Consider the following 25,571-nt stretch of genomic DNA (forward strand, 5'->3'; position numbering starts at 1 on the left):
ATTACATGGCTGGAACGGGCCGGATGCGCGTTACACCGGCACCTTCTTCAGCATCTCGACGCCGACCTGGCCGGCAGCGATTTCGCGCAGCGCGACGACGGTCGGCTTGTCGCGGCTTTCGATCTTCGGCGTATGGCCTTGCGCGAGCTGCCGCGCGCGATAGGTGGCGGCAAGCGCCAGTTCGAAGCGGTTCGGGATTTGCTTCAGGCAGTCTTCGACGGTAATGCGAGCCATGTTGGTAATTCCTTCTGAATATAGTCCTTATTCTACCTTATGTCCCTCGTCCCCCGCGTCATTCCGCGTGGGGCAGATGGATGCCGAGCTCGATGAACAGCTCCGTGTGTCGCGCGTACTGCGAAGCAAAGCGCAGGCGCGTGGCCGCGACGATGCATTCGAGCTCCGCGAGCGCACGCTCGAAGTTCTCGTTGATCACCACGTATTCCGCTTCGGACGCGTGCGCGATCTCGCTGCCGGCGGCCAGCAGGCGGCGCGTGATCACGTTCGGTTCGTCCTGGCCGCGCTTCTTCAGGCGCTCCTCGAGCGCGTCGAGCGACGGCGGCAGGATGAAGATGCCGACCGCGTTGCGGAACTGCTTCTTCACCTGCAGCGCGCCCTGCCAGTCGATCTCGAGCAGCACGTCGTGGCCGTTCTTCATCTGCTCTTCGATCCAGACGCGCGACGTGCCGTAGTAGTTGCCGTGCACTTCCGCGCTCTCGAGGAATTCGTGCGCCGCGTGACGTGCGCGGAAATCCTCGACCGTCGTGAAGTGATAGTGCTGACCATCCTGCTCGCCCGGGCGCGGCTTGCGCGTCGTGTACGAGATCGACAGGCAGATGTCGCTGTCCTTCGACAGCAGCGCATTCACGAGCGTCGACTTGCCGGCGCCCGACGGCGCGACGACCATGAACAGGTTGCCGGGATAGACGCCGCCGTGCAGCGAATGCGACGCGTGGCCGTCGCGGTGGGATTCGGTCATGTTGCTTTACTCCAGGTTTTGCACTTGCTCACGCATCTGCTCGATCAACAGCTTGAGCGCCATCGATGCGTCGGCGAGTTCCTTCGCCGCCGCCTTCGAGCCGAGCGTGTTTGCTTCTCGATTCAGTTCCTGCATCATGAAGTCGAGACGCTTGCCGACGCGGCCGCCCTTCTCGATCACGTGACGCGTTTCGTTCAGGTGCGCGGTGAGCCGTGACAGCTCTTCCGCGATGTCGATCCGGATCCCGTACATCGTCACTTCCTGACGAATGCGCTCCGCGGCCTCCTCGCGCGTGACGATCGTCGAGCTGCCTTCGGGCGCCGCGATACCGAGCGCCTCCTGCAGCCGTTCGACGATCTTCTGCTGGTGCTTCGCGATCAGCTCCGGCACGAGCGGCGTGATGCGCGCGACGATCGCTTCCATCTCGGTGACGTTCGACAGCAGCATCGTCGCCAGTTGCGCGCCTTCGCGCGAACGCACGACGACGAGTTCGCCGATCGCTTCCTTGCCGCACGCGAGCACCGCCTCGCGGATCGCGTCGGCCGACACACCGCTCTCGGCGATCACGCCGGGCCAGCGCAGGATCTCGCCCGCGCGCAGGCGGCCGACGCCCGGGAACGAGTCGAGCACCGAGCGCTCGAGCTCGGCGAGCTGGCCGAGCGCGGACTGGTTCAGCGCACCCGCGCCGATGCTCTGCTCGCCGCGCTGCAGGTTGATGCGGATGTCGACCTTGCCGCGCGACAGCTTGTTCATCAGCATTTCGCGCAGCGCGGGTTCGCACGCGCGCACGTCGTCCGGCATCCGGAAATTCAGGTCGAGGAAGCGCGAGTTCACGGTGCGCAGTTCGACCGACACGCTGGTGCCGCCGTTGCCGGTGGCCGTCGCGAGTTCGCGCGTTGCGCTCGCGTAGCCCGTCATGCTGTAGATCATGGTTCGTCTCGCCGTCTGGGTGCCCTCGCGGGCGGGGATATGTCGAGGCGCCCGGCGCATCGGAAAGCGCGGGGCGGGAAGCGCGCATTATCCCATTTTTGCGGACCACCCCGCCGGGCACGCCCGCCGTTCGGCGCTAAAATCGGGGTTTCCTCTCGTTCCGCGATTCCCACATGACGTCCTCCGTTTCCCGCCCGAGCGGCCGCCGCGCCGACGCACTGCGCAAGGTCGCCCTTACGCGCAACTACACGAAACATGCCGAAGGTTCGGTGCTGGTCGAATTCGGCGACACCAAGGTGCTCTGCACCGCGAGCGTCTCCGAACGCGTCCCCGACTTCCTGCGCGACCGCGGGCAAGGCTGGCTGACCGCCGAATACGGGATGCTGCCGCGCGCGACGCACACACGCAGCGACCGCGAAGCCGCCCGCGGCAAGCAGACCGGCCGCACGCAGGAAATTCAGCGCCTGATCGGTCGTGCGCTGCGCGCGGTGTTCGACCTCGAGGCGCTCGGCCCGCGCACGATCCATATCGATTGCGACGTGATCCAGGCGGACGGCGGCACGCGCACGGCAAGCATCACCGGCGCATTCGTCGCCGCGCACGACGCCGTGTCGAAGCTGATCGCGGCCGGCAAGCTCACGCGCTCGCCGATCACCGACCACGTCGCCGCGATCTCGGTCGGCGTGTACCAGGGCGCACCGGTGCTCGACCTCGACTACGCGGAAGATTCGCAGTGCGACACCGACATGAACGTCGTGATGACGGGCGCCGGCGGTTTCGTCGAAGTCCAGGGCACGGCCGAAGGCGTGCCGTTCTCGCGCGCCGAGATGAACGCGCTGCTCGACCTCGCGCAAGGCGGAATCGCCGAGCTCGTGCAGCTTCAGAAAGACGTGCTGGGCGCCTGACATGCCGGACGACCACACCACCGCGCCGCTGTCGCGCATCGTTCTCGCGTCGAACAACGCCGGCAAGCTGCGCGAATTCACCGCGCTGTTCTCGACGGTCGGCATCGAGATCGTCCCGCAGGGCGACCTTGCCGTGCCGGAGGCGGAGGAGCCGTTCGGCACCTTCATCGAGAATGCACTGACGAAGGCACGCCACGCGTCGCGGCTCACCGGGCTACCGGCGATCGCCGACGATTCGGGCCTGTGCGTGCGCGTGCTGCGCGGCGCGCCGGGCGTCTATTCGGCGCGCTACGCGCAGCGCGCGGGCCGCGACAAGGGCGACGCGGCGAACAACGCGTATCTCGTCGAGCAGTTGCGCGGTGTCGACGACCGGCGCGCATACTACTGCTGCGTGCTTGCGCTCGTGCGCCATGCGGACGACCCGGAGCCGCTGTTCGCCGAAGGACGCTGGGCGGGCGAAATCGTCGATACGCCGCGCGGCGAGCACGGATTCGGCTACGACCCGTATTTCTACCTGCCGTCGCTCGGCGCGACGGCGGCCGAACTCGAGCCAGCCGTGAAGAACACGCACAGCCATCGGGCGCTAGCGCTGAAGGCGCTGCTCGCGCGGCTCGCAGAGGAACCCGCATGACCGTCTTCACCACGCATTCGCAGCCGGAGGCCGCATGAGCCAGGCAGCGGAAACCGGCGCGCGCGTCGTCGCGACGTTCACGTCGCCTGGGCAGGTGCGGCTCACGTCGCTGCCGCCGCTCGCCCTCTACGTGCATTTTCCGTGGTGCGTGCGCAAGTGCCCGTACTGCGATTTCAACTCGCATGAGTGGAAAGGCGAGCGGTTTCCGGAAACCGAATATCTCGACGCGCTGCGCGCCGATCTCGAACAGGCACTGCCGCTCGTGTGGGGCCGCCAGGTGCATACGGTATTCATCGGTGGCGGCACGCCGAGCCTGCTGTCCGCGGCCGGCCTCGACCGGCTGCTGTCCGACGTGCGCGCGCTGCTGCCGCTCGATGCCGACGCCGAGATCACGCTCGAGGCGAACCCGGGCACGTTCGAGGCCGCGAAGTTCGCGCAGTTCCGCGCGAGCGGCGTGAACCGCCTGTCGGTCGGCATCCAGAGCTTCAACGAAGGCCATCTGAAAGCGCTCGGCCGGATTCACGACACCACGCAGGCGCGCGCGGCCGTCGAGATCGCCGCGAAGACGTTCGACAACTTCAACCTCGACCTGATGTTCGCGCTGCCGAACCAGACGCTCGACGAATGCCGCACCGACATCGAGACTGCGTTGTCGTACGCGCCGCCGCATCTGTCGCTGTATCACCTGACGCTCGAGCCGAATACGCTGTTCGCGAAGTTCCCGCCGGTCGTGCCCGATGACGACGCGTCGGCCGACATGCAGGAATGGATTCACGCGCGCACGGCCGACGCCGGTTACGGACGCTATGAAGTGTCCGCGTACGCGAAGCCGAATCATCAGTGCAAGCACAACCTGAACTACTGGCGCTTCGGCGACTATCTCGGGATCGGCGCGGGCGCGCACACGAAGCTGTCGTTCCCGAACCGGATCCTGCGGCAGGCACGCTACAAGCATCCGGCAACCTTCATCGAGCAGGCGATGGCCGGCACGGCCGTGCAGGAAGAGCGTGAAGTCGGTGCGCGCGACCTGCCGTTCGAGTTCATGCTGAACACGCTGCGGCTCGTCGAAGGCTTCCCCGTGCACAGCTTCGCCGAACGCACGGGCCTGCCGATGAGCACGATCGAGCCGGCGCTGCAGGAAGCGGAACGGCGCGGGCTGATCGCGCGCGATTTCGCGCAGATCGCGCCGACGCCGCTGGGCCAGCGTTTCCTCAACGACCTGCAGGAATTGTTCCTGCGCGACGATTGAAGGGATGAACCACGCGGCATTTCGGTTACAATGCCGCCTCGTGTGGAAGCGTGGCCGAGCGGTTTAAGGCACCGGTCTTGAAAACCGGCGACGGGAAACTGTCCGTGAGTTCGAATCTCACCGCTTCCGCCAGGAAGTTCGCCAAACCCCGTCCATTCACCGAATGACGGGGTTTTTTTGTTGGTCCGTTCACGCCCTTCCCTCACGTTCCGACGCGTCACGCCGGATGCCGTTACAATCCGGCGCTCCGATTCGCGAAACGGGAAACCCACGTCATGAAGCCCTTCATCGTCTCGTCGCTCGCTGCACTGCTGGTTGTCGTCAGCACGCAGGCGACGGCCGACACCACCGCCGGCAGCGACGCGCAAGCGTCGTGCGCAATCGCTTACGTGACTGGCGTCGGCGGCTCGCCGCGCGGCCTGAGCGAATACCTCGCGAGCCCGTCGCCGTACAACTACGTGAAGGACAACGACCTCCAGTGCAAGGTGGGCGATGACGGACGCACGTCGAACTGCACCGGCGTGACCTACCTGCGGAACGAACAGGTCAGCGTGTACGACGATTCCGATCCGGCAACGCTGACCGTCGTGGCGCGCGTGGAGCTCGACCACGGCCAGAAATACCCGGTGATCATCGTCGTGCAGCGCAAGGACGCGCGCTGCAAGCAATGATGCAGCGCCGCGCGCGAGCCCGTCCGCCGAAACGGCACGGGCGTTCGCGCCGGCCCTCGCACGGCACCTGAGCTGCGGACTCGCCAGCGGCCCTCAATCGTACCGCGCCACACCGGAAGCCATCCTCCCGGCCGCCCGCTCGATCGCCTAGAATTCGATCAACACGGCGACACGACCGCCGCCGCGTACTCGATACCGCGCGCGCCACCCCTGCGTGCGGTACACGGAGATCGCCATGACCGAACTGTCGACACCGGCGGAACACGTCGATTACGAAGGCTTCGAGATCCATGTCGTGCCGGCCACCGTGCCCGGCAGCGACACGCGCTACACCTACACCGGTTACGTGTGCCATCCGGGGGCGAATCCCGCATTGCCCGGCCACGCTGTGCCCTTCCATGCAGACGGCGAAGAAAGCTTCGCGAGCCTCGATGAAGCCGTCCACGAAGCCGTGCACATCGGCAAGAGCATCATCGATGGCACGCACCCCGACCTGTCGATCCTGTCACTCGTGACGCACGGCTTCTGACCCGGGCGGCACGCATCGCCGAAGATGGCGCGGGCGGCCGCCGCGGTGCTGCCTGCGGCAACCCGCTGCGCTCGCGCCGGACCATCTCCCCGCGGCCGCGTGCCACTCGCGTCCCTCACGATTCTTTCAACCTTGCAACACGCACGCAGGGATGCACACGGCCGACAGCCACGCGAGCGTGCTGTCACATGTCACGTCACATCGCGATGCGCGAGCGCACGTCTTCTCGTCATCGGCAACCGCATCGTCCGGCATCGCCCTTTATGCGTTTCTCCCGATATCGTCTCGCGTCCGTGCGCCTATCATTTTTTTATAGTCACTTCTGGCTAGCCTCCCATGCGCCCCCTTCCCCGTTTGCATGTCGACCGGCTGCGTGCAGTTGCGCTGGCCGTCGCCGCCATGCTCGCGGCGTGCACGATCACGCCGCCTCCGTCGCTGCACTCGATCCTGACGATTCCGTCGATCACCCGCAGCGGCAACCTCGACCAGTACCGCGTCGAAGTCGCACAGCGCGTCGCCGAACGCAATCCGTCCGGCATGCTGCACGGGATACCACAGGCGATGCTCCGCTCGCTCGTCGTCGTGGCCTTCACCGTCGATGGCAGCGGCCGGCTCGTCAACGCGTCCGTCTATCGCAGCAACGGCGACAGCGAAGCGGAAGCACTCGCGCTCGCGTCGCTGCACCGCTCGGCGCCGCTGCCGGCGCCACCGTCGCGACTGCTCGACGGCAACGGCCGGCTCGAATTGATGGAAGGCTGGCTCTTTAACGACGACGGCCACTTCCAGTTGCAAAGCACCGCGTCGGCGCAGGCGCAATCGATCGACTGACCGGTCGCCGCCCCGCGATTGCCGGTGCGCGGCAGCGCTGGCTATAATTTTCCGCAATCGCGCGGCCATCACGCCGCGCGCACGTTCGCGCGCCCCACCCGGCATGCGAGCCGACCACGCCGGCACCGGGCGGCGGCGACGTACCCGTCTCCATCGTCGACCGGCGGGTGACGCGCGCGCCAAGGCACGCGTCCACGCCGCCACCGCATCATCCGCTCGGCTGCCACCGGCAGGCATCCGCCTGCCCGTCCGCACGCCCAGCCGACCGCCCCAACGACAAAACGGAGACATCCATGTCCGCATCCCCCCCGACCGTTGCACACGCAACCGGTTCGGCCGGCGCCGTCAGCCACCGGCGCATCGTGTTCGCCAGCTTCATCGGCACCGCAATCGAGTTCTATGATTTCTACGTGTACGCAACGGCCGCCGCGCTCGTCATCGGCCCGGTGTTCTTCCCGCACGGGTCCGCGACCGCACAGGCGCTGTCCGCCTTCGTCACGTTCGGCATCGCGTTCATCGCACGCCCGATCGGATCGTTCCTGTTCGGGCACTTCGGCGACCGCATCGGCCGCAAGTCGACGCTCGTCGCATCGCTGCTCGTGATGGGCGTATCCACCACCGCCATCGGCTTCGTGCCCGGCTACGACGCGATCGGCGCGCTCGCGCCGGTTTTGCTGTGCGTGCTGCGCTTCGGCCAGGGGATCGGCCTCGGCGGCGAATGGGGCGGCGCCGCGCTGCTCGCGACCGAGCACGCGCCGCAGGGCAAGCGCGGCTGGTTCGGGATGTTCCCGCAGCTCGGGCCATCGGTCGGCTTCCTGATGTCGAACGGGCTGTTCTTCGCGCTCGCGCTGTCGCTGTCGGACGAGCAGTTCCGCAGCTGGGGCTGGCGCATTCCGTTCCTGGTCAGTGCGGTGCTCGTCGCGCTCGGCCTGTACGTGCGGCTCAAGATCACCGAAACGCCCGCGTTCCAGGCCGCGCTCGATCGCAATGAGCGCGTGCGCGTGCCGGTCGCGACACTGATCACGCAACACTGGCGGCCGACGCTGCTCGGGGCGCTCGCCATGGTCGTCTGCTACACGCTGTTCTACATCTCGACGGTGTTCTCGCTGTCGTACGGCGTGTCGGCGCTGCATATTCCGCGCCAGAGCTTCCTCGGCCTGCTGTGTTTTGCAGTCGTGTTCATGGGGCTCGCGACGCCGCTGTCCGCGTTGGCATCGGACCGTTTCGGCCGCAAGCCGGTGCTCGTCGTGGGCGCGATCGCCGCGCTGCTGTCGGGTTTTGCGATGGAGCCGCTGCTCGGTAGCGGCTCGATGCCGCTCGTCGCGCTGTTCCTGACGATCGAGCTGTTCCTGATGGGCGTGACGTTCGCGCCGATGGGCGCACTGCTGCCGGAGCTGTTCCCGACCAACGTCCGCTACACGGGCGCGGGCGTCGCGTACAACCTCGGCGGGATCCTCGGCGCGTCGATTGCGCCCTATATCGCGCAACTTTTGGCGGCGCGCGGCGGCCTGTCGTGGGTCGGGGGTTACGTATCGGTTGCGGCGGCAATCAGCCTGATTGGCGTGCTGCTGATGCGCGAGACGCGCGACGCACCGCTCGTCTGAGACTCCGGGGCGACCCGGGTTGTGCGGTGGCTGGCGCTGCCTATACTCGATCCTGGGTGCGCCGCTGCGCGCCCCCGGGATCCCGCCCCGAAGGAGCCGCCGCCATGAACATCCGCCTCGGCAATGCCGATCTCGTCCTGATCCTCGCGCTCGCGCTGGGTGGCGCGATCCTGCTCGCGATGCGCTTCCGGCCGCAGACGTGGCGCGGCCTCGTGTTCGAGGCGCTGCTGGCGAATCTGGCGGCCGTCGCCGCCGTCGTCACGGTCGAGGCGCTGCTCGCCTGAACCAACGCACCACGCCTCTTCAGGCGGTCAGCCGCGCGCGCAGCGCGCCGTAGGCCGGGCTGACCGTATCGATCGCATCCAGCGCCTCGTCGACCGACGGCATCGTGCCCGGCTCGCCGATCGACAATGCATTCGGCGCGCCGCCGATCCCGCAATGATGGCGCGACGTCGCGACGAAAATCATCACGGTCGGCCGCTGCAGCGCGTGCGCCATGTGCACGAACCCCGTATCGACCCCCACCACGAGCGCAGCCCGGCCGAGCGCCGCGCCGAGTTCGCGCACCGTCATCGCCGGCAGCACGACCGAACCCGGCGCGCGTGCGGCGATGTCCTGCGCATCGTCATGCTCGGCAGCCGATCCCCACGGCAACAGCACGCGTACGCCACGCGCCATCATCTGCGTGGCGAGCGCGGCCCAGTGGTCGGCCGGCCACTTCTTGTCGGGGTTGGACGTTGCATGGAACAGCAGCATGAACGGCGCGCCATCGGTCACGGCGGCCGGCAGGTTCACGTCCCGCGGCGGGACGATGCCGTACGTGGCGATGCCTTCGGGCACGTAGCCGAGCGCCTCGCCGGCGCTCACGCGCATCCCGTGCCACGCGTCGCAGTCCGGCCGCGGGCCGAAACGATGCGAATACGCGAAGCGTGCGCCCGTTTCGCCGAGATCCTGCGTCTGGTAGCCGATGCGGCGTGCGGCGCGTGCGAGCGCCGAAATGATCGCGCTCTTGTAGACGCCATGCAGGTCGATCACTGCGTCGTAGCGATGCGCCCGCAGCGCGCCGATCGATGCCGTGATTGCCTTCAGGTCGCCGCGATTGCGCATCTTCTTGAAGCGGCGCAGCGGCGCGCACAGGACGTTGCTGACGCCCGGATGCCAGCGCACGACCTCCGAGCACGATTCATCCACCGCCCAGTCGACCGTTACGCCCGGGAAGGCGCGATGCAGATCCGCGACGACGGGTAGCGTCTGGACAACGTCGCCGAGCGACGTCACTTTCACGATGAGGATACGTTTCACAATGTGTGGGGAAAAGCCGGCCAATTTGGCATGCTAACGGTGGTTACATGCGCGAACATTACGGGAAAATTACTTTTGCAACAAAATGCATCTCCTTTCGGAAACATTCTCGCCTCCCGCCTGCATCCGGTTCTTTTTATAATCCGGTCTTTGCCTACCGGCCCGCGTCGATGCCACGCCCCGCCCTTCCCGCCCTGTTCCCCGCCCTCACCCGTCGTTCACTTAGGATCTGGCGCCAGTACGGCGTTTTCTGGCTCGGTGCGATCGTCGTTGGCCTCGCGGCTGTACTTTACGCGCGATTGATCGACTGGGGCTACGAAACTTTCCGCACGATGCGCGACCACGCCGCGTGGCTGCCGCTACTGCTGACGCCGGCCATCGCCGCGGTGTCGGTATGGATCACGCGCCGCTTCTTCCGCGGCGCCGAGGGCAGCGGCATCCCGCAAGTGATCGCGACGCTGCATGCGCGCCCGAGTGCATTCGGCTCCCGGCTGCTGACGCTGCGTATCCTGTTCGGCAAGGTGCTGGTGTCGTTCCTCGGTATCCTGGGCGGCTTCACGATCGGCCGCGAAGGGCCGACCGTGCAGGTCGGCGCAGCGCTGATGTTCAACCTGCGACGCTTCTACCCGCGCTCGAACGCGCAGATCGAACGCCAACTGGTGCTCGCCGGCGCGGCGGCCGGGCTGTCGGCCGCGTTCAATACGCCACTCGCCGGGATCGTGTTCGCGATCGAGGAGCTGACGCGCAGCTTCTCCGCGCGCGCCAGCGGCGTGCTGATCACCGCGATCATCCTCGCCGGCGTCGTCGCGCTCGGGCTGAACGGCAACTACACGTATTTCGGCACGATCGATGCCGGCCCTCATTTCCCGAAACTGCTGGCGCTCGCCGTGCTGGTCACCGCGATCGTGACGGGGATCGCAGGCGGCCTGTTCTGCTGGCTGCTGCTCAACACGGGGCGCTGGCTGCCCGCGCAGCTGCTCGGCCTGTATCGCGAGCGGCCGATCGCATTCGCCGCGCTGTGCGGCTTCGCGATCGCCGTCGTCGGCCTCGTATCGGGCGGCACGACCTTCGGCAGCGGCTACGCCGAGGCGCGCGGCCTGCTCGACGGCAGCCAGCATCTGTCGGTGTTCTATCCGTTCCTGAAGATGATTTCGATGGTCGCGTCGTACCTGCCGGGCATCCCGGGCGGGATCTTCGCGCCGTCGCTGTCGATCGGCGCCGGGTTCGGCAACCTGCTGCACGTCGTGTTCAGCAACATGAGCCTGCCGATGCTGATCGCGCTCGCGATGGTCGGCTACATGGCGGCCGTCACGCAGTCGCCGATCACGTCGTTCGTGATCGTGATGGAGATGATCAACGGTCACGCGCTCGTGATTTCGCTGATGGCCACCGCATTGGTATCGAGCCGCGTGTCGCGCTTCTTTGCGCCGCCGCTCTACGAAACGCTCGCCTTGCGCTATCTCGCACCACCCGTCACGGCTGCGGAACCGGCTGCGGCAGCCGCGGCGAGCGCGGCGGTGGCGACCGGCGTCACCGAGCCGCAGGATGCGGCCGCGGCGCCCGCCGATCCGCTCGACACACTGCGCGACGAAGACGGCAGGGGCGACGAAGCGGCCGCCGCCACGCTGGCCGAACGCGCAGCGCATGCACCGGCGCCGCACGACGACGAGCCGGCCGCAGCCGGGACGAACGGCCAGGCGCAGCCCGGCCCGCGCGACCCTCAGTAGATCACGACGGGCGCCGGCCGGTAGTACACGGGCCGCGCCGGCACGACGATGCATCCAGCCAGCGTGATCGCGACGAGCGCGATGGCGATTGCGGTTCTTTTCATCGTCCGCCTCTCTCACGCCCAGTGGCCACGGGTCCAGAACCAGTTCGGACCGCGCTGGTCCCAATGGCCCGGCACCCATTGCATGCCGACGCGCTCGGCTTCCCAGTGACCGCCGATCCACACGTAGCGGCCATGCTCCCAGTGCCAGTGCCCGCGATCCCACACGTAGCCCACGCGCGAGGCCGGCACGACCTCGTAGCGCACCGGCGGCGGCGCATTCGGCGCGACGACCACGATTTCCTCGGTGCGCACGCCGACCGGCTGGGCGACGACCACGCGGCCCTGCGGCACGATCACGGGGGTGCCGACGAGAATCTCGTCCGCATGCGCGGCAAACGGTGCGACGACGGCTGACAGGCCCGCGGCGAACAGGGCGAGCGAAACGATACGACGTTGAACAGTAGGGACAGCCATCACAACCTCCTGGTTGAACAAGTTACGCGAGCGTATTCGTTCAATGCGGGAGGCGCGGTAACGGCCGACAGACGCCGTGTTACGGCATGCCCGAAAGTGCAACAGGGCGTAAGACGCGCACGGCGGCGAGTGCCGCCGTGCGGAGGGATACCCGCAACGGTCAGGCTTGCGGGATCTCGATCTTCACTTCGAGGACTTCGAGATCGTCCTGGCGCTCGAGGCTCACGCGGATGTCATCGTCCGAAATATGGACGTACTTCGAGATGACCGCGACGAGCTCTTTCTGCAGCGCCGGCAGGTAATCGGCCGGCGGCCGGCCGCCGACCCGCTCGTGCGCGATGATGAGCTGCAGGCGCTCCTTCGCGACCGATGCGGACTTCTTCTTCTCGCCGAGGAGAAACGAAAGGATGGACATGGTCGGCCTCCGTTACTTGCTGCCGAAGAGGCGCTGCAGCAGGCCCGGCTTCTGGTAATCGGTGAAGCGCAGCGGCTTGTCTTCGCCGAGGAAACGTGCAACGACGTCCTTGTACGCTTCCGCAACGTCGGTACCGTCGATATGCACGGCCGGCAGACCCTGATTCGATGCATGCAGCACGGCTTCCGACTCGGGCACCACGCCGATCAGCTTGATGCGCAGGATCTCGCTGATGTCCTCGAGCGACAGCATCTCGCCTTCGCTGACGCGCTTCGGGCTGTAACGCGTGATCAGCAGGTGTTCCTTGATCGGATCCTTGCCTTCGGTCGCGCGCTTCGTCTTCGACGACAGGATGCCGAGGATGCGATCCGAGTCACGCACCGACGACACTTCCGGGTTCGTGACGATCAGCGCTTCATCCGCGAAGTACATCGCGTGCAGTGCGCCCGCCTCGATACCGGCCGGCGAATCGCAGACGATGTATTCGAAATCCATCGCGACCAGATCGTTCAGCACCTTCTCGACGCCGTCACGCGTGAGGGCATCCTTGTCGCGCGTCTGCGACGCCGGCAGGATGAACAGGTTCTCGCACTTCTTGTCCTTGATCAGCGCCTGGTTCAGGTTCGCTTCGCCCTGGATCACGTTCACGAGGTCGTACACCACGCGGCGCTCGCAGCCCATGATGAGATCGAGGTTGCGCAGGCCGACGTCGAAGTCGATCACGGCCGTCTTGTGGCCGCGCAGCGCGAGACCGGACGCGAAGCTCGCGCTCGTCGTCGTCTTGCCCACGCCGCCCTTGCCCGAGGTCACCACGATGATTTTTGCCATTTACCCAATACCCTGTGTTCGTCAATGAGAGCCGATCGACCCGGAGCGCACCGCGTGTATTACGTCAGGCGCAGCGGTTCGATCATCAGTTTTTCCTCTTCGAGCCGGATCTGTACCGATTTGCCCAGTACGTCGGCGGGCAACGGGTTCTCGGTCGTTCGATAGATACCCGCGATCGAAATCAGTTCCGGCTCGAGACACGTGCAGAAAATGCGCGCGTCGTGATTGCCGTGCACGCCCGCGAGTGCGCGGCCGCGCAACGGCGCGTAGATGTGGATATTGCCTTCCGCGATGATCTCCGCGCCGTGACTGACCGGCGCGAGCACCACGAGGTCTCCTTTCGCGTAAATCTGCTGCCCCGAACGCAACGGCCGGTCGATCACCAGCGTCTGGCCACCGGCCTGCACGAGCGTCGGTGCGGGCTCCGACGGCTGTTCGGGCGCCGCTGCGGCTGCCGCAGCGGCGGCGGGCTCGACGGCTGGCACTGCCGCCGGTTCCGCTTCGTCGGCAGGTTTCGCGGCCGGCGCGCGGCGATCGCGCGCCTCCAGCAACGGCAGGCCGGCTTCCCCCGCCCAGCCCTGCGTTGCCAGCGCGACGACGCCCACCGGGCGCATCCGCACGTCGTTCAGCATCTGGCGGATGTCCGCGAGCGCGACGCGCTCGGCGTCAGCCAGGCGGCGGACGTCGATCGCGACGACATCGTCGGCGAAAAATTCGGGAGTCGCTTCGAAGCGCTTGACCAGTTCGGTACGCAACGCATCGAGATCGGTCGTCTTCACGGTGAACAGCAACGTATCGACCGATCCGCTGCGCAGCTCGAAGAATGGCGATTTTTTAAGCGACATGGACACTCTGCAAAAATTTTTTGCGTATTTTACAGGCGTCCACGCGTGCGGCCATTATTTTTGGGGAACCGGGTGGCGGCGGCCCGGGCGGGCGCGCAACCGGCAGGCGGGCGGGCCAGCGGGCGCTCGGGCTTTCGTCGCGCCGCGCAACGGGCTGTTTCGAGGTCGCGTCAGTGCTTCACCTGCGACACGAACAGCGATTTCATCGCGCCGGGCATCCGCGCGATCGGCGCATGTTCGCCGGTGTTGCCGAAACCGGCACGCTCGTAGAAGCGGATCGCGTTGCGGTTCGCATCGGCGATCCACGCGTAGACGTCAGTGGCGCCGCGCTCGGCGAGCCATGCGGTGGCCGTCTCCAGCAGCAGCACCCCGCCGCGCAGGTGACGCACCGCATGCGCGACCCACAGTTCGCTGACGAACGCGCGCCGATCAGGCGTGTTGTCGAAATACGCGCCGATCATGCCGGCCGGGTGGCCTTCGGTGTACAGCAGGAAAGTCGTCGACTCGTCGGACACGGCGCGCTGCGCGGCAATTGCCGACGCCGCGTCCGTTTCGACGGTCAGCAATTCGGCCTCCGGCGCTTCGCCGGGCGCATAGGGCTCACGCAGCGATGCGGCGCGGAGTTCGCGATACACGCCGCCCTGGTCGGCAGCGATACGACGAACGGTCAAGGTCGAACTCATGCAGGCACAGCCCCCTTCGGACAGCAAGCTAGTAGCTTCAACCGAAAGCGGGGCATGAGTCAAATCGTAATTTTCAAATGACAGCGCGAATCGAAAGGCAGCGTGCACCGCCGGCGGCCGGGGGACCGGCTGATGTGCAAGTGCAGCATCACCACATCGATACGTGCCGCCGAAAGACGGTTGCGGCGGCCTCGTTCGGCGCATGACGGCGGTCGCCTTGCGACACGCGGCAGTTGCCCGTCGGGCACCGTGGATTTCAGCGCGAAAGCCGTAATGATCCGTAATATTGGTAACCCCTGAAATAGGTATCGCGGGTACCCGCCGCCCGCTCCATATTGCATCGCAACATTTGTTGCGGACCCGTGGGGCCGACACCCGCACGCATCGCGACGCACCATCCGTCTGACAAACCGGTCGCCCGTGCGGGTCGATCCGGCGTTCCCCGCATGTTTCAATCAGCGTGCGCGGGCCCTTCGCTGCCTGCTCCCCCCACGCCCCGTCCGTTTGGAGCTTCGCGCCTAGCGCCGGAGTTTGGCAAGCGTGCGCATGGGTCGTATAACAGGCAGGACCGGGTGACGATCCGGCCCGACCGCGCGTGCTTCGCGGACCAACGAGAATTCGAACAACCGTACAGGCGGCCGCCCTCGGGCCGGCCGGCAGGAGGGAGACAATGGCAATGACCGACGGATCGGCTTCGGGCTGGTCGGATGGCAAGCGTTACCTGTGGCTGCTCGGCGCGCTGACGATCACGCTGCCGATCCTCGCCGCCCAGCTCGCGCTGTCGACGGGCCTGCACGTGTTCTGGTGGTTCGGCCCGCTGTTCGCGTTCGGCGTGATCCCGGTCCTCGATACGCTGATCGGCGACGATCGCGACAACCCGCCCGAGGACGTCGTGCCGCAACTCGAACGGGAGCGCTACTACCGGTTGATCGTCTATCTCGCGACGCTCGTCGAATACGTTGCGTTCTTCGTGTGTGTCTGGATCGTCGGCACGCACGCGCTCGCCTGGTACGACTACGTCGGCTTCGCGCTGTCGCTCGGCGCCGCGACGGGCATCTCGATCAATACCGCGCACGAACTCGGGCACAAGACCAACCGCTTCGAGCGCTGGCTCGCGAAGATCACGCTCGCACCGGTCGCATACGGCCACTTCTACGTCGAGCACAACCGCGGGCACCACGTGCGCGTCGCGACGGCCGAGGACCCGGCGAGTGCGCGCTACGGCGAATCGTTCTGGGCATTCCTGCCGCGCACGGTGACCGGCAGCATCCGCTCGGCGTGGCGGCTCGAGACGGCGCGCCTCGAACGGCTCGGGCATTCGCCGTGGACCTGGCGCAACGAGGTGCTGCACGCATGGGCGATGACCGTCGTGGTGTGGGGCATCGCGATCGCGATGGCCGGCAAGGTCGTGATCCCGTTCCTCGTGATCCAGGCCGTCTACGGCGCGTCGCTGCTCGAAGTCGTGAATTACGTCGAGCATTACGGGCTCGGCCGCCGCAAGCTGCCGAACGGCCGCTACGAACGCTGCACGCCGCAGCATTCGTGGAACAGCAATCACGTGGTCACCAACCTGTTCCTGTACCAGTTGCAGCGACACGCCGACCATCATGCGAATCCGACGCGCTCGTACCAGGCGCTGCGTCACTTCGACGATGCGCCGCAACTGCCGGCCGGCTACGCGACGATGATCCTGTTCGCGTACGTGCCGCCGCTCTGGTATCGCGTGATGAATCCGCGCGTCGTCGCGCACTACGGCGGCAACATGGCGCAATCGAACATCAAGCCGTCGATCCGCGCCCGGGTGCTCGCGCAATATCCGGCTGCGGCGTGATCGCGGGGGGCGGGCCGGGGGCCGACCGGCACAGGTGCGCCGCTGAAAGCCGACACCGCGCCGGCCCCGGTTCCATCGAAGTCCGGCGCGACGGCGGCCGCCGTCACGCCATTTCCGGCAGCCTGAACACGGCCACCGCATGCCGCAGCGCGCTCGCCTGCTCGGCCAGCGCTTGCGTCGCGGCCGAGGCCTGCTCGACGAGCGCCGCGTTGCGCTGCGTCGCTTCGTCCATCTGCGTCACCGCGATGTTCACCTGCTCGATGCCGCCGCTCTGCTCCTGCGACGCGGACGAGATCTCGCCGACGATCGTCGTGACGCGCTGCACCGCGCCGACGATCTCGTGAATCGATTCGCCCGCTCGGCCGATCAGCACGGCGCCCTCGTCGACCCGCTTCGTCGACTGCTCGATGAGCTCCTTGATCTCCTTCGCGGCGGCAGCGCTGCGTTGTGCGAGCGTACGCACTTCCGCCGCGACGACTGCGAAGCCGCGGCCCTGTTCGCCCGCACGCGCGGCTTCGACCGCCGCGTTCAGCGCGAGGATGTTGGTCTGGAACGCGATGCCGTCGATCACCGCGATGATCTCGCCGACCTTGGCGGAGCTGTCGGCGATGCCGTTCATCGTGCCGACGGCATCCGTCATCACGCCGCCGCCCGCCGCTGCGATGTTCGACGCGTCGTGCGCCAGTTGCGCCGCGTGCTGCGCGTGCTCGGCCGACTGGCGGACGATGTCCGTGAGTTCGGTCATGCTGGCAGCCGTCTCCTCAAGCGACGCAGCCTGCGCCTCGGTACGCGCCGACAGGTCGTGATTGCCCGATGCGATCTGTGCGCTCGCCGTCGCGACAGCTTCGGCGTGCGTACGCACTTCGAGCACGACGCCCGACAGGCTCGCCTGCATCGTCTGCAACGCGCGCAGCAGATCGGCGATCTCGTCGCGGCCGCCTGCATCGACGTCGCGCGTCAGGTCGCCTTCGGCGACGGCCTGCGCGCACGCCACCGCCCGGTCGAGCGGACGCAGGATCGCGCGGCTGAACAGGAATGCGCCGACCATCGAGACGCCGAGCACGACCAGCATCAGCACGAGGCTCGCGGTCGTGGCGTGCTGCGCGTCGCGGCTCGCCTGCGCCGACACCGCGGCACTCTCGTCGGCGATCGACTTCGCGGCCCGCTCCAGCAGCGCCGCCGGCTCGCGGTCCACGCCCGCCACTGCAGCATCGCCCGCCGACGGCTCGAAGCCGGCCGCCTTGAACGCGTCGAACCCGCGCCGGTAACCCTCGCCCATCGCCGTGTGCGCGCGCATGAACTGCTCGACGAGCGAGCGGCTCTCGCCGGGCGGCAACTGATGCACGAGCTGCGCGGCGAGCGTATCGACCGTCCGCTCGCGCGTCTGGAAAGCCTGCCAATACTTGTCGAGCTTGTCGGGCTGCTTGCCGCGCAACAGCGTGTCCTTCCATTCCTGAACCTGCAGCTTGAACTGCACGAGGGTGGCCGACACGAGCCGTTCGTCGCCAACGTTCGCCTGCACGTCTTCGGCAAACGTATCGATCGACCGATTGAGAATGTGGATACCGTACAGCGCGCCACAGAACATCAGCAGCAGCGCGACGGCGAATGCGAGGGGAATCTTGTAACTCAGCTTCATGGAACCTTGAATCGACGGGGAACGATGCGATCCGGCACGGGCGCCGGCCGCCGCCACGTGTTAACGACGCGGGAAGCGCGGGCTTAAAGCTGAAGAATGCGGCAAAGGCCGATCGCGCGTATCGAGGCCGGCCAGTGTGCTCAGGTCGGATGCGTCGCGCGCGGCCCGATTGTCGCGCCCCTGCGCGGGTCCGCCATCCAGCGACGCACGACGACGATCCTCGCGATCACGTTGGACAGGTAGTGGAGTGGCCACCTTGGGTCGACGTCGACATGATCATCGCGGCATTCAGCACGATCGATGCTGCGTTTGCCATTCGGCGCGGCTGTATCGAGGACGCGCCACGATCACGCATGCGGTGGGCCCCCTCGCATCCGCACGATCCGAATTGCCGAAGGTCGAGCCGTTGCCACTGCAACGGCTTGCGACACGTCGCACGCACCGCGAACCCAAAACGAAAAACCCCTTGATCCTTCCGGATCAAGGGGCTTCGTATTTTGGCGGAGAGGGTGGGATTCGAACCCACGGTACGGGGAAACCGTACGCCTGATTTCGAGTCAGGTACATTCGACCACTCTGCCACCTCTCCTTCCTTGCTGCTTTACTGCATTTCGCGGTTGGTCGTTTCCGCGAGAAAAAGATTATAAGACGATCGCTTCGCAGCTGACAAGCCCTTTCTGCAAATTTTTTTGCGAGGGCTTTGAAGGCCGCGTTACGACGCCTGTGCCGGCGCGTCGATACGCTCGATGCCGCCCATGTACGGACGCAGCACTTCCGGCACCGTGACCGAGCCGTCCGCGTTCTGGTAGTTCTCCAGCACCGCGACGAGCGTGCGGCCGACGGCAAGACCCGAACCGTTCAGCGTATGCACGAGCTCCGGCTTGCCTTGCGCGTTGCGGAAACGCGCCTGCATCCGGCGCGCCTGGAACGCTTCGGTGTTCGAGCAGCTCGAGATCTCGCGATAGGTGTTCTGCGCAGGCAGCCACACTTCGAGGTCGAACGTCTTCGCGGCCGAGAAACCCATGTCGCCCGTGCACAACGTGATCACGCGGTACGGCAGGCCGAGCTTCTGCAGGATCGCTTCCGCATGGCCGACCATCTCGTCGAGCGCGGCGTACGACGTTTCCGGCGCGACGACCTGCACCATCTCGACCTTGTCGAACTGGTGCTGGCGAATCATGCCGCGCGTGTCGCGGCCGTATGAACCGGCTTCCGAGCGGAAGCACGGGGAATGCGCAGTCAGCTTGATCGGCAGTGCGGACGCGTCGACGATCGACTCGCGCACGGTGTTCGTCAGCGAGATTTCCGACGTGGAGATCAGGTATTGCGTGACCTTGTTCTCCTCGCCGCCCTTCTCGACGCGAAACATGTCGTCCGCGAACTTCGGCAGCTGGCCCGTGCCGTACAGGATCTCGGGGTTCACGATGTACGGCGTATACGCTTCGGTATAGCCGTGCTGCAGCGTGTGCGTATCGATCATGAACTGCGCGAGTGCGCGGTGCAGGCGCGCGATCGAGCCGCGCAGCATCGTGAAGCGTGCGCCGGCGAGCTTCGCGCCGGTCTCGAAATCGAGGCCGAGCGGCGTGCCGACATCGACGTGATCCTTCACCTCGAAATCGAACTGGCGCGGCGTGCCCCAGCGGCGCACCTCGACGTTGCCGGCTTCGTCCTTGCCGACCGGCACGCTCTCATGCGCGACGTTCGGCATGCCGAGCATCAGGTCGGACAGGCGCGCCTGGATCTCGCCGAGCTTGGCTTCTCCCGCCTTCATTTCGTCGCCGATCCCGCCGACCTCGGCCATCACGGCCGACGTGTCCTCGCCCTTCCCCTTCATCGCGCCGATCTGCTTCGACAGGCTGTTGCGGCGCGCCTGAAGCTCTTCGGTACGGGTCTGGATCGCGCGGCGTTCCGCTTCGAGCGCGGAGAAGGCGGCGATGTCGAGGGTGTAGCCGCGATCGGCGAGGCGCTGGGCGACGCCGTCGAGGTCTTTGCGCAGCAACTGGATGTCGAGCATGGGAGGACTTGGAGAATCGTTGTGTAAGACGGGAATTCTAACGCACCACGGGGCCGCCACGGCACCGGCCGGACGGACAATGCTGCAAACGGGCGATGACCGTGGCGCGATGGCCATGGCAGTATCGCATTGCCGGTCCGCCAGTCGACACCCGCGAAATCGCGCGGCATCGACGCGCCGCGGATCGCGAAACACCCGGGCATGCCCGCCACAGCGCATCGAACAAGGCACTCGCCCACCGTCACAACGACCCAAGGAATCCGATGGCCATCGAACTGGAGAAGGACGTACGCGACCGCGCGATCTCGTCGCTGCAACGCTATTTCACAGAGAACATGGATGAGCCGATCGGCAATATCCAGGCGGGTGCACTGCTGCACTTCTTCGTCGAGGAAATCGCGCCCGCGATCTACAACCTCGCGATCGCCGATGCGCAGCAGAGCCTGCACGCCCGCGTCACCGAACTCGACATCGAGTGCCATCAGGAGCCGTTCGGCTACTGGAAAAAGCAGCCGGCCCGCAAGCGCTGACGCGTTCGCGGCACCGGCGCGGGCCGCGCCGGACGTTGCCCGGTCAGTCCTTCTTGCCGGCTTCGCGGTCGAGTTCGCGCAGCCACGCGAGCTTGTCGGCGATCTTCGATTCGAGCCCGCGCGGCACCGGCTTGTACCAGCGCGGCTCGTGCATCCCGTCCGGCAGGTACGTCTCGCCGGCCGCATACGCATTCGGCTCGTCGTGCGCGTAACGGTACGCGTGACCGTAGCCGAGCTCCTTCATCAGCTTGGTCGGTGCGTTGCGCAGATGCACGGGCACCTCGCGCGACTTGTCCTGCTTCACGAACGCCATCGCCTGGTTGAAAGCGTTGTAGCCCGCGTTGCTCTTCGCCGCGCACGCGAGATAGATCACCGCCTGCCCGAGCGCGAGCTCGCCTTCCGGCGAGCCGAGCCGCTCGTAGGTTTCGGCCGCGTCGTTCGCCATCTGAAGCGCGCGCGGATCGGCGAGGCCGATGTCTTCCCACGCCATCCGCACGATCCGCCGCGCGAGATACTTCGGATCCGCGCCACCGTCGATCATCCTGCAGAACCAGTACAGCGCGCCGTCCGGACTCGAACCGCGCACCGACTTGTGCAGCGCCGAGATCTGGTCGTAGAAGTTGTCGCCGCCCTTGTCGAAGCGCCGGGCGTTCAGCGTCATCGCGCTGCTGACGAATTCGGCATCGATCGTCGCGGTGCCGGCCGACGTGGCCGCCGTCTGCGCCTGCTCGAGCAGGTTCAGGAAGCGCCGCGCGTCGCCGTCCGCATAGCCGACCAGCGTATCGACCGCCTTGTCGTCGAACGACAGGCCGTCGAGCGCGATTTCCTGTGCGCGCTTCAGCAACTGGCGCATCTCGTCGTCGTCCAGCGACTTCAGCACGTACACCTGCGCACGCGACAGCAAGGCAGAGTTGACCTCGAAGCTCGGGTTCTCGGTCGTCGCGCCGATGAAGGTCACGAGCCCCGACTCGACGAACGGCAGCAACGCGTCCTGCTGCCCCTTGTTGAAGCGGTGGATCTCGTCGACGAACAGGATCGTGTGGCGGCCGGTGCGGTTCAGCGTGTCCTTCGCCTGTTCCATCGACTCGCGGATGTCCTTCACGCCGCCGAGCACCGCGGACAGCGCAATGAACTCGCAGTCGAACGCGAGCGCGGTGAGCCGTGCGAGCGTCGTCTTGCCGACGCCGGGCGGCCCCCACAGGATCATCGAATGCGGCTTGCCCGATTCGAACGCGAGCCGCAGCGGCTTGCCTTCGCCCAGCAAATGCGTCTGGCCGATCACCTCGGCGAGCGTCTTCGGCCGCAGCGCCTCGGCCAGCGGGCGGCGCGGCTCGACTTGAAACAGGTCGGACATGAACCCTCGCTCCACATCAAACAATGGCGGCCGAACCGGCCGCCGGACCCGACATTATGACAGCCGCGCGAAAGCACCGCCGCGCCTGGTGCCCGGTGCCCGCGCCCAGAAACAACAAGGGCCTGTCGTCGCCGGCAGGCCCTTCGGTGAAACGGCAGCGCGCGACGCGGTCAGCCGGTAATCACGTCGGCGCCCTTCGGCACGACGAACTTGAACGTATCGCCCTTCAGCGGCGGATTCGTCTGGATGTTCGTAAACGTCAGCAGCGTGACGTTGCCGAACACGTCGTGCAGTTCCATCGCGGCCAGCGTGCCGTTCTTGAAGCCGATGCCGATCCGCTGGAACTGCGTGTCCTGCGCCTTCGGCAGCATCTCGAGCCACTCGATGCCGCCTTTCTCGCCGGCATCGCGCAGCGTGTAGTTCTTGTCGAGATCGTTGCTGCCGAACAGGATCGCGGCCGGGCTCGCGCCCAGCGCGCCGTTCAGCTTGCGCTCGGTGACCTGGTTCAGGTCGCGGTCGTACACGTAGAGCTTGTCGCCGTCGGCCTGCAGCACCTGCTGGTACGGCTTCTGGTACGTCCAGATGAACTTGCCCGGGCGCGCGAACACGAACGTGCCGCTCGAATTGTCGGTGGGCTTCGGCACGGCCTGCGCGGCGCTCGCGCCCTTCGCCGGGGCCTTGACGATCTGCTGCGTGAAGTCGCCCTTCGCCGAGCGCACTTGCGACACGAACGCCTTCAGTTGCTCGGTGCCGCCCGCGAACGCGTGCGTCGCCGCGAGCATCAGCGATGCGCCGGCGAGCGCCGCGCCGAGCCAGCGGCGCGTCGAACGAAGGGACATTGCGAACGAATGTTGCTGCATATTGCGGTTTTCTCCGTGGGTGGCCGGCGCGGCGAGCGCCGCGGACTCATTCCGCGTCGCGCGCCGGCACAAGAATTTCGCGGTTGCCGCTCGACGACATCGCCGACACGAGCCCCGACTGCTCCATCTGCTCGAGCAGCCGCGCCGCGCGGTTATAGCCGATCCGCAGGTGGCGCTGCACGAGCGAGATCGATGCGCGGCGGTTCTTGATGACGATCTCGACCGCCTGGTCGTACAGCGGATCAGACTCGTCGCCGCCTTCGCCGGTTCCCGCGCCGGCCGAGCCCTCGTCGCCGTCGGCCGTGCCGCCCTCGAGCAGCCCTTCGACGTAGTTCGGCTCGCCCTGCTCCTTGAGCTTCTCGACGACGCGGTGCACTTCGTCATCTCCGACGAACGCGCCGTGCACGCGCACCGGCAGCCCGGTGCCCGGCGCCAGGTACAGCATGTCGCCCATCCCGAGCAGCGATTCGGCGCCCATCTGGTCGAGAATCGTGCGCGAGTCGATCTTCGACGACACCTGGAACGCGATCCGGGTCGGCACGTTGGCCTTGATGAGGCCGGTGATCACGTCGACCGACGGACGCTGCGTCGCGAGGATCAGGTGGATGCCGGCCGCGCGCGCCTTCTGCGCGATCCGCGCGATCAGCTCCTCGACCTTCTTGCCGACGACCATCATCAGGTCGGCGAGCTCGTCGATCACGACGACGATGTTCGGCAGGCGGCCGAGCGGCTCCGGATCCTCAGGCGTCAGGCTGAACGGGTTCGGCAGCTTCTCCTCGCGCTTCGCGGCCTCGTCGATCTTGTTGTTGTAGCCGGCCAGGTTGCGCACGCCGAGCTTGCTCATCAGCTTGTAGCGGCGCTCCATCTCCGCGACCGTCCAGTTCAGCGCATGGCCGGCCTGGCGCATGTCGGTGACGACCGGGCACAGCAGGTGCGGAATGCCTTCGTAGACGCTCATTTCGAGCATCTTCGGATCGATCAGGATCAGGCGCACCTGGTCAGCGGTCGCCTTGTACAGCAGCGACAGGATCATCGCGTTGATCCCGACCGACTTGCCCGAACCGGTCGTGCCGGCGACGAGCAGGTGAGGCATCTTTGCGAGATCCGCGCACACCGGCTTGCCGCCGATGTCCTTGCCGAGGCTCAGCGTGAGCGCCGACGACGCGGCCGCGTACACCTCGGAACCGATGATCTCGGACAGGTGCACCGTCTGGCGGCGCTGGTTCGGCAGCTCGAGCGCCATGTAGTTCTTGCCGGGAATCGTCTCGACGACGCGGATCGACACGAGCGACAGCGAGCGCGCGAGATCCTTCGCGAGGTTGACGATCTGGCTGCCCTTTACGCCGGTGGCCGGCTCGATCTCGTAGCGCGTGACGACCGGGCCCGGATACGCGGCGACGACGCTCGCCTCGACGCCGAAGTCCTTCAGCTTCTTCTCGATCAGGCGCGACGTGAATTCGAGCGTGTCGGCGGAAATCGATTCCTGCGCCTTCGGCGCGGGATCGAGCAGCGATACCGCGGGCAGCGTCGAATCGCCCGGCAGGTCGGTGAAGAGCGGCACCTGGCGCTCGCGCTCGACACGCTCGGACTTCGCCGGCGTGACGACCGGCGGCACGATCGTCACGGGCTCGTGATCCTCGATGCGCACGCGCTCCTCTTCGACCTTGCCTTCACGGCGCACGGCCGCGGCCTCGCCGAGCTTGCGGTCGCGCTCGGCCTCGCGGCGCAGCTTCGCGACGTTGACGGCGGACAGGATCGCGCCGCCGACGCGCTCGGCGACCGACAGCCACGAGAAGCGGAAATACAGCGACAGGCCGATCGCCAGTGCGATCAGCAGCAGCAGCGTGCCGCCCGTGAAGCCGAACGCGTGCGACATCGCGCCCGCGACGGCCTCGCCGACGACACCGCCCGGCGCGCGCGGCAACTGCACCTTCAGCGACCACATGCGCAGCGCCTCGATGCCGTCGCACGCGAGCACGACGAGCACGAACGCGAGGATTTCGGTGAGCCAGCCGATCGGCCGCTCGGGTTCGTCCGAGACCGCCTCGTGGCGCGTGATGCGGCGATAGTTGACGGCGATGCGCCGCGCGAGCGGCACGATCAGCCAGTAGGCCGACAGGCCGAACAGCAGCAGGATGATGTCGGCCGTCCAGGCGCCGACGCGGCCGGCCCAGTTCGTGATGTGGTCCACCTGGGCGGCGTGCGTCCAGCTCGGATCGCGCCGGCTGTAGCTCAGCAGGGCCATCACCAGAAATGCGCAGAGCGCGACCTGGAGAATCCAGCGGATCTCCGTGAGGAGCTTCGACATCCGGTGCGGCAACGCCTGTGCCTGGGCGGAATAAGGAGCTTTTGCCATGAATCCGTATTTAGAGGACGGGCCGTGCGCCCGCCTGTCGTTCGATCCCGCTTATTGTAAACGCTGCACCGGGCCGCCAAGTGTAAATGACGGTTACATAACGGGGCCGGGGTACGGACGGCCCGTCGGACGCGCGCCGCAGCGGCCCTTTCACCCTCGTCCGTCAGGCACCGCCGCCGCGCTCCCCGAGCCGGCGCCAGGCTCCGCCGCCCCCGTGCGGCAACGCGCCGCCGCGCGCCTCGCCCACCCCGCGTGCGCGTCCGTTGCGCTGCCCGACACTATCGCCACGATTGAAACTCTCGTTCGGCAACGCAGCAACGGGGCCTTTATAATGCGCGTCTGATAC

General features: G+C 66.8%; 25 protein-coding genes and 2 tRNA genes. 12 read left to right on the top strand and 15 right to left on the bottom strand.

Going from position 1 to position 25,571, the window contains the following annotated elements; all coding sequences use genetic code 11:
* Positions 1–30: 30 nt before the first annotated feature.
* The 3 genes from rpoZ to C5O79_RS03535 are packed head-to-tail and all read right to left on the bottom strand — an operon-like array spanning position 31 to position 1,906.
* A complete protein-coding gene (gene rpoZ / locus C5O79_RS03525; protein WP_006025620.1) occupies positions 31–234 on the bottom strand; it encodes a DNA-directed RNA polymerase subunit omega in 204 nt (67 codons plus the stop codon).
* A 58-nt stretch (positions 235–292) separates the two neighbouring features.
* Positions 293–976 (bottom strand): guanylate kinase, encoded by a 684-nt coding sequence (gene gmk / locus C5O79_RS03530; protein ID WP_046545150.1) that lies wholly within the window; start codon positions 974–976, stop codon positions 293–295.
* Positions 977–982: 6 nt separating this feature from the next.
* On the bottom strand, positions 983–1,906 hold the full coding sequence (locus C5O79_RS03535; protein WP_011351283.1) for a YicC/YloC family endoribonuclease: 924 nt from the start codon (positions 1,904–1,906) through the stop codon (positions 983–985).
* 173 nt (positions 1,907–2,079) lie between these two features.
* Here C5O79_RS03535 and rph point away from each other — a divergent pair, with 173 nt between their 5' ends.
* The 9 genes from rph (at position 2,080) to C5O79_RS03585 (ending at position 8,607) form a co-directional block, all read left to right on the top strand.
* On the top strand, positions 2,080–2,811 hold the full coding sequence (rph, locus tag C5O79_RS03540; RefSeq protein WP_122473667.1) for a ribonuclease PH: 732 nt from the start codon (positions 2,080–2,082) through the stop codon (positions 2,809–2,811).
* Position 2,812: 1 nt separating this feature from the next.
* Positions 2,813–3,442 (top strand): RdgB/HAM1 family non-canonical purine NTP pyrophosphatase, encoded by a 630-nt coding sequence (rdgB, locus tag C5O79_RS03545; RefSeq protein ID WP_046545149.1) that lies wholly within the window; start codon positions 2,813–2,815, stop codon positions 3,440–3,442.
* A 34-nt stretch (positions 3,443–3,476) separates the two neighbouring features.
* Complete coding sequence (gene hemW, locus C5O79_RS03550; protein WP_046545148.1) at positions 3,477–4,691, top strand: radical SAM family heme chaperone HemW; 1,215 nt, start codon at positions 3,477–3,479, stop codon at positions 4,689–4,691.
* A 44-nt stretch (positions 4,692–4,735) separates the two neighbouring features.
* Positions 4,736–4,823: transfer RNA gene (locus C5O79_RS03555), tRNA-Ser, on the top strand.
* A 143-nt stretch (positions 4,824–4,966) separates the two neighbouring features.
* Entirely contained in the window at positions 4,967–5,362 is a 396-nt protein-coding gene (locus C5O79_RS03560; RefSeq protein WP_122473666.1) for a hypothetical protein, read from the top strand.
* Between the two features lie 235 nt (positions 5,363–5,597).
* A complete protein-coding gene (locus C5O79_RS03565; RefSeq protein WP_046545146.1) occupies positions 5,598–5,891 on the top strand; it encodes a hypothetical protein in 294 nt (97 codons plus the stop codon).
* A gap of 336 nt (positions 5,892–6,227) precedes the next feature.
* Complete coding sequence (locus tag C5O79_RS03570) at positions 6,228–6,719, top strand: TonB family protein (RefSeq protein ID WP_122473665.1); 492 nt, start codon at positions 6,228–6,230, stop codon at positions 6,717–6,719.
* Positions 6,720–7,012: 293 nt separating this feature from the next.
* Complete coding sequence (locus C5O79_RS03580; RefSeq protein WP_122473664.1) at positions 7,013–8,323, top strand: MFS transporter; 1,311 nt, start codon at positions 7,013–7,015, stop codon at positions 8,321–8,323.
* A 104-nt stretch (positions 8,324–8,427) separates the two neighbouring features.
* Positions 8,428–8,607: a hypothetical protein gene (locus C5O79_RS03585; protein ID WP_039343411.1), complete on the top strand. Its 180-nt coding sequence runs from the start codon at positions 8,428–8,430 to the stop codon at positions 8,605–8,607.
* 19 nt (positions 8,608–8,626) lie between these two features.
* Here C5O79_RS03585 and waaC read toward each other — a convergent pair whose 3' ends face one another.
* Positions 8,627–9,625: a lipopolysaccharide heptosyltransferase I gene (waaC, locus tag C5O79_RS03590; protein ID WP_046545143.1), complete on the bottom strand. Its 999-nt coding sequence runs from the start codon at positions 9,623–9,625 to the stop codon at positions 8,627–8,629.
* Between the two features lie 170 nt (positions 9,626–9,795).
* On the opposite strand from waaC, the gene C5O79_RS03595 reads away from it, so the two are divergent.
* Entirely contained in the window at positions 9,796–11,352 is a 1,557-nt protein-coding gene (locus C5O79_RS03595; protein ID WP_122473663.1) for a chloride channel protein, read from the top strand.
* 116 nt (positions 11,353–11,468) lie between these two features.
* Here the strand turns inward: C5O79_RS03595 and C5O79_RS03600 are convergent, their stop codons facing one another.
* From C5O79_RS03600 to C5O79_RS03620, 5 genes are all read right to left on the bottom strand, one after another.
* Positions 11,469–11,870, bottom strand: a complete 402-nt coding sequence (locus C5O79_RS03600) for a YXWGXW repeat-containing protein (RefSeq protein ID WP_046545141.1) — start codon at positions 11,868–11,870, stop codon at positions 11,469–11,471.
* 160 nt (positions 11,871–12,030) lie between these two features.
* Positions 12,031–12,285 carry a cell division topological specificity factor MinE gene (gene minE / locus C5O79_RS03605; RefSeq protein ID WP_006476634.1) on the bottom strand — a complete coding sequence of 85 codons (255 nt, stop codon included), beginning with the start codon at positions 12,283–12,285 and terminating at the stop codon, positions 12,031–12,033.
* Between the two features lie 12 nt (positions 12,286–12,297).
* Positions 12,298–13,113, bottom strand: coding sequence for a septum site-determining protein MinD (minD, locus tag C5O79_RS03610; RefSeq protein WP_046545140.1), 816 nt, complete (start codon positions 13,111–13,113; stop codon positions 12,298–12,300).
* Positions 13,114–13,172: 59 nt separating this feature from the next.
* A complete protein-coding gene (gene minC / locus C5O79_RS03615) occupies positions 13,173–13,958 on the bottom strand; it encodes a septum site-determining protein MinC (RefSeq protein WP_122473662.1) in 786 nt (261 codons plus the stop codon).
* 170 nt (positions 13,959–14,128) lie between these two features.
* Positions 14,129–14,749, bottom strand: a complete 621-nt coding sequence (locus tag C5O79_RS03620; RefSeq protein ID WP_226148165.1) for a GNAT family N-acetyltransferase — start codon at positions 14,747–14,749, stop codon at positions 14,129–14,131.
* Between the two features lie 562 nt (positions 14,750–15,311).
* On the opposite strand from C5O79_RS03620, the gene C5O79_RS03625 reads away from it, so the two are divergent.
* Positions 15,312–16,472, top strand: a complete 1,161-nt coding sequence (locus C5O79_RS03625; RefSeq protein WP_046545137.1) for an alkane 1-monooxygenase — start codon at positions 15,312–15,314, stop codon at positions 16,470–16,472.
* A gap of 103 nt (positions 16,473–16,575) precedes the next feature.
* On the opposite strand, the gene C5O79_RS03630 is transcribed toward C5O79_RS03625, so the two are convergent.
* The 3 genes from C5O79_RS03630 to serS form a co-directional block, all read right to left on the bottom strand.
* Positions 16,576–18,111: a methyl-accepting chemotaxis protein gene (locus C5O79_RS03630; RefSeq protein ID WP_122473661.1), complete on the bottom strand. Its 1,536-nt coding sequence runs from the start codon at positions 18,109–18,111 to the stop codon at positions 16,576–16,578.
* Between the two features lie 498 nt (positions 18,112–18,609).
* Positions 18,610–18,700: transfer RNA gene (locus tag C5O79_RS03635), tRNA-Ser, on the bottom strand.
* 123 nt (positions 18,701–18,823) lie between these two features.
* Positions 18,824–20,125, bottom strand: coding sequence for a serine--tRNA ligase (gene serS / locus C5O79_RS03640; protein WP_047850575.1), 1,302 nt, complete (start codon positions 20,123–20,125; stop codon positions 18,824–18,826).
* 263 nt (positions 20,126–20,388) lie between these two features.
* Here serS and C5O79_RS03645 point away from each other — a divergent pair, with 263 nt between their 5' ends.
* Entirely contained in the window at positions 20,389–20,655 is a 267-nt protein-coding gene (locus tag C5O79_RS03645; protein WP_122473660.1) for a DUF2164 domain-containing protein, read from the top strand.
* Positions 20,656–20,698: 43 nt separating this feature from the next.
* Here C5O79_RS03645 and C5O79_RS03650 read toward each other — a convergent pair whose 3' ends face one another.
* The 3 genes from C5O79_RS03650 to C5O79_RS03660 form a co-directional block, all read right to left on the bottom strand.
* Positions 20,699–22,009 carry a replication-associated recombination protein A gene (locus tag C5O79_RS03650; RefSeq protein ID WP_122473659.1) on the bottom strand — a complete coding sequence of 437 codons (1,311 nt, stop codon included), beginning with the start codon at positions 22,007–22,009 and terminating at the stop codon, positions 20,699–20,701.
* Positions 22,010–22,179: 170 nt separating this feature from the next.
* The gene (gene lolA / locus C5O79_RS03655) at positions 22,180–22,869 is read right to left on the bottom strand and encodes an outer membrane lipoprotein chaperone LolA (RefSeq protein WP_046545132.1); all 690 of its coding nucleotides are present in this window, start codon (positions 22,867–22,869) and stop codon (positions 22,180–22,182) included.
* Between the two features lie 46 nt (positions 22,870–22,915).
* A complete protein-coding gene (locus tag C5O79_RS03660; RefSeq protein ID WP_046545131.1) occupies positions 22,916–25,225 on the bottom strand; it encodes a DNA translocase FtsK in 2,310 nt (769 codons plus the stop codon).
* Positions 25,226–25,571: the final 346 nt, after the last annotated feature.

Source organism: Burkholderia sp. SRS-25 (assembly GCF_004343765.1).
In the GTDB taxonomy this organism is placed as follows: Bacteria; Pseudomonadota; Gammaproteobacteria; order Burkholderiales; family Burkholderiaceae; genus Burkholderia; species Burkholderia contaminans.

Coding starts and splice junctions, on each gene's coding strand:
- rpoZ (WP_006025620.1), bottom strand. CDS start 234: ATGGCTCGCATTACCGTCGAAGACTGCCTGAAGCAAATCCCGAACCGC.
- gmk (WP_046545150.1), bottom strand. CDS start 976: ATGACCGAATCCCACCGCGACGGCCACGCGTCGCATTCGCTGCACGGC.
- C5O79_RS03535 (WP_011351283.1), bottom strand. CDS start 1,906: ATGATCTACAGCATGACGGGCTACGCGAGCGCAACGCGCGAACTCGCG.
- rph (WP_122473667.1), top strand. CDS start 2,080: ATGACGTCCTCCGTTTCCCGCCCGAGCGGCCGCCGCGCCGACGCACTG.
- rdgB (WP_046545149.1), top strand. CDS start 2,813: ATGCCGGACGACCACACCACCGCGCCGCTGTCGCGCATCGTTCTCGCG.
- hemW (WP_046545148.1), top strand. CDS start 3,477: ATGAGCCAGGCAGCGGAAACCGGCGCGCGCGTCGTCGCGACGTTCACG.
- C5O79_RS03560 (WP_122473666.1), top strand. CDS start 4,967: ATGAAGCCCTTCATCGTCTCGTCGCTCGCTGCACTGCTGGTTGTCGTC.
- C5O79_RS03565 (WP_046545146.1), top strand. CDS start 5,598: ATGACCGAACTGTCGACACCGGCGGAACACGTCGATTACGAAGGCTTC.
- C5O79_RS03570 (WP_122473665.1), top strand. CDS start 6,228: ATGCGCCCCCTTCCCCGTTTGCATGTCGACCGGCTGCGTGCAGTTGCG.
- C5O79_RS03580 (WP_122473664.1), top strand. CDS start 7,013: ATGTCCGCATCCCCCCCGACCGTTGCACACGCAACCGGTTCGGCCGGC.
- C5O79_RS03585 (WP_039343411.1), top strand. CDS start 8,428: ATGAACATCCGCCTCGGCAATGCCGATCTCGTCCTGATCCTCGCGCTC.
- C5O79_RS03595 (WP_122473663.1), top strand. CDS start 9,796: ATGCCACGCCCCGCCCTTCCCGCCCTGTTCCCCGCCCTCACCCGTCGT.
- C5O79_RS03600 (WP_046545141.1), bottom strand. CDS start 11,870: ATGGCTGTCCCTACTGTTCAACGTCGTATCGTTTCGCTCGCCCTGTTC.
- minE (WP_006476634.1), bottom strand. CDS start 12,285: ATGTCCATCCTTTCGTTTCTCCTCGGCGAGAAGAAGAAGTCCGCATCG.
- minD (WP_046545140.1), bottom strand. CDS start 13,113: ATGGCAAAAATCATCGTGGTGACCTCGGGCAAGGGCGGCGTGGGCAAG.
- minC (WP_122473662.1), bottom strand. CDS start 13,958: ATGTCGCTTAAAAAATCGCCATTCTTCGAGCTGCGCAGCGGATCGGTC.
- C5O79_RS03625 (WP_046545137.1), top strand. CDS start 15,312: ATGGCAATGACCGACGGATCGGCTTCGGGCTGGTCGGATGGCAAGCGT.
- C5O79_RS03630 (WP_122473661.1), bottom strand. CDS start 18,111: ATGAAGCTGAGTTACAAGATTCCCCTCGCATTCGCCGTCGCGCTGCTG.
- serS (WP_047850575.1), bottom strand. CDS start 20,125: ATGCTCGACATCCAGTTGCTGCGCAAAGACCTCGACGGCGTCGCCCAG.
- C5O79_RS03645 (WP_122473660.1), top strand. CDS start 20,389: ATGGCCATCGAACTGGAGAAGGACGTACGCGACCGCGCGATCTCGTCG.
- C5O79_RS03650 (WP_122473659.1), bottom strand. CDS start 22,009: ATGTCCGACCTGTTTCAAGTCGAGCCGCGCCGCCCGCTGGCCGAGGCG.
- lolA (WP_046545132.1), bottom strand. CDS start 22,869: ATGCAGCAACATTCGTTCGCAATGTCCCTTCGTTCGACGCGCCGCTGG.
- C5O79_RS03660 (WP_046545131.1), bottom strand. CDS start 25,225: ATGGCAAAAGCTCCTTATTCCGCCCAGGCACAGGCGTTGCCGCACCGG.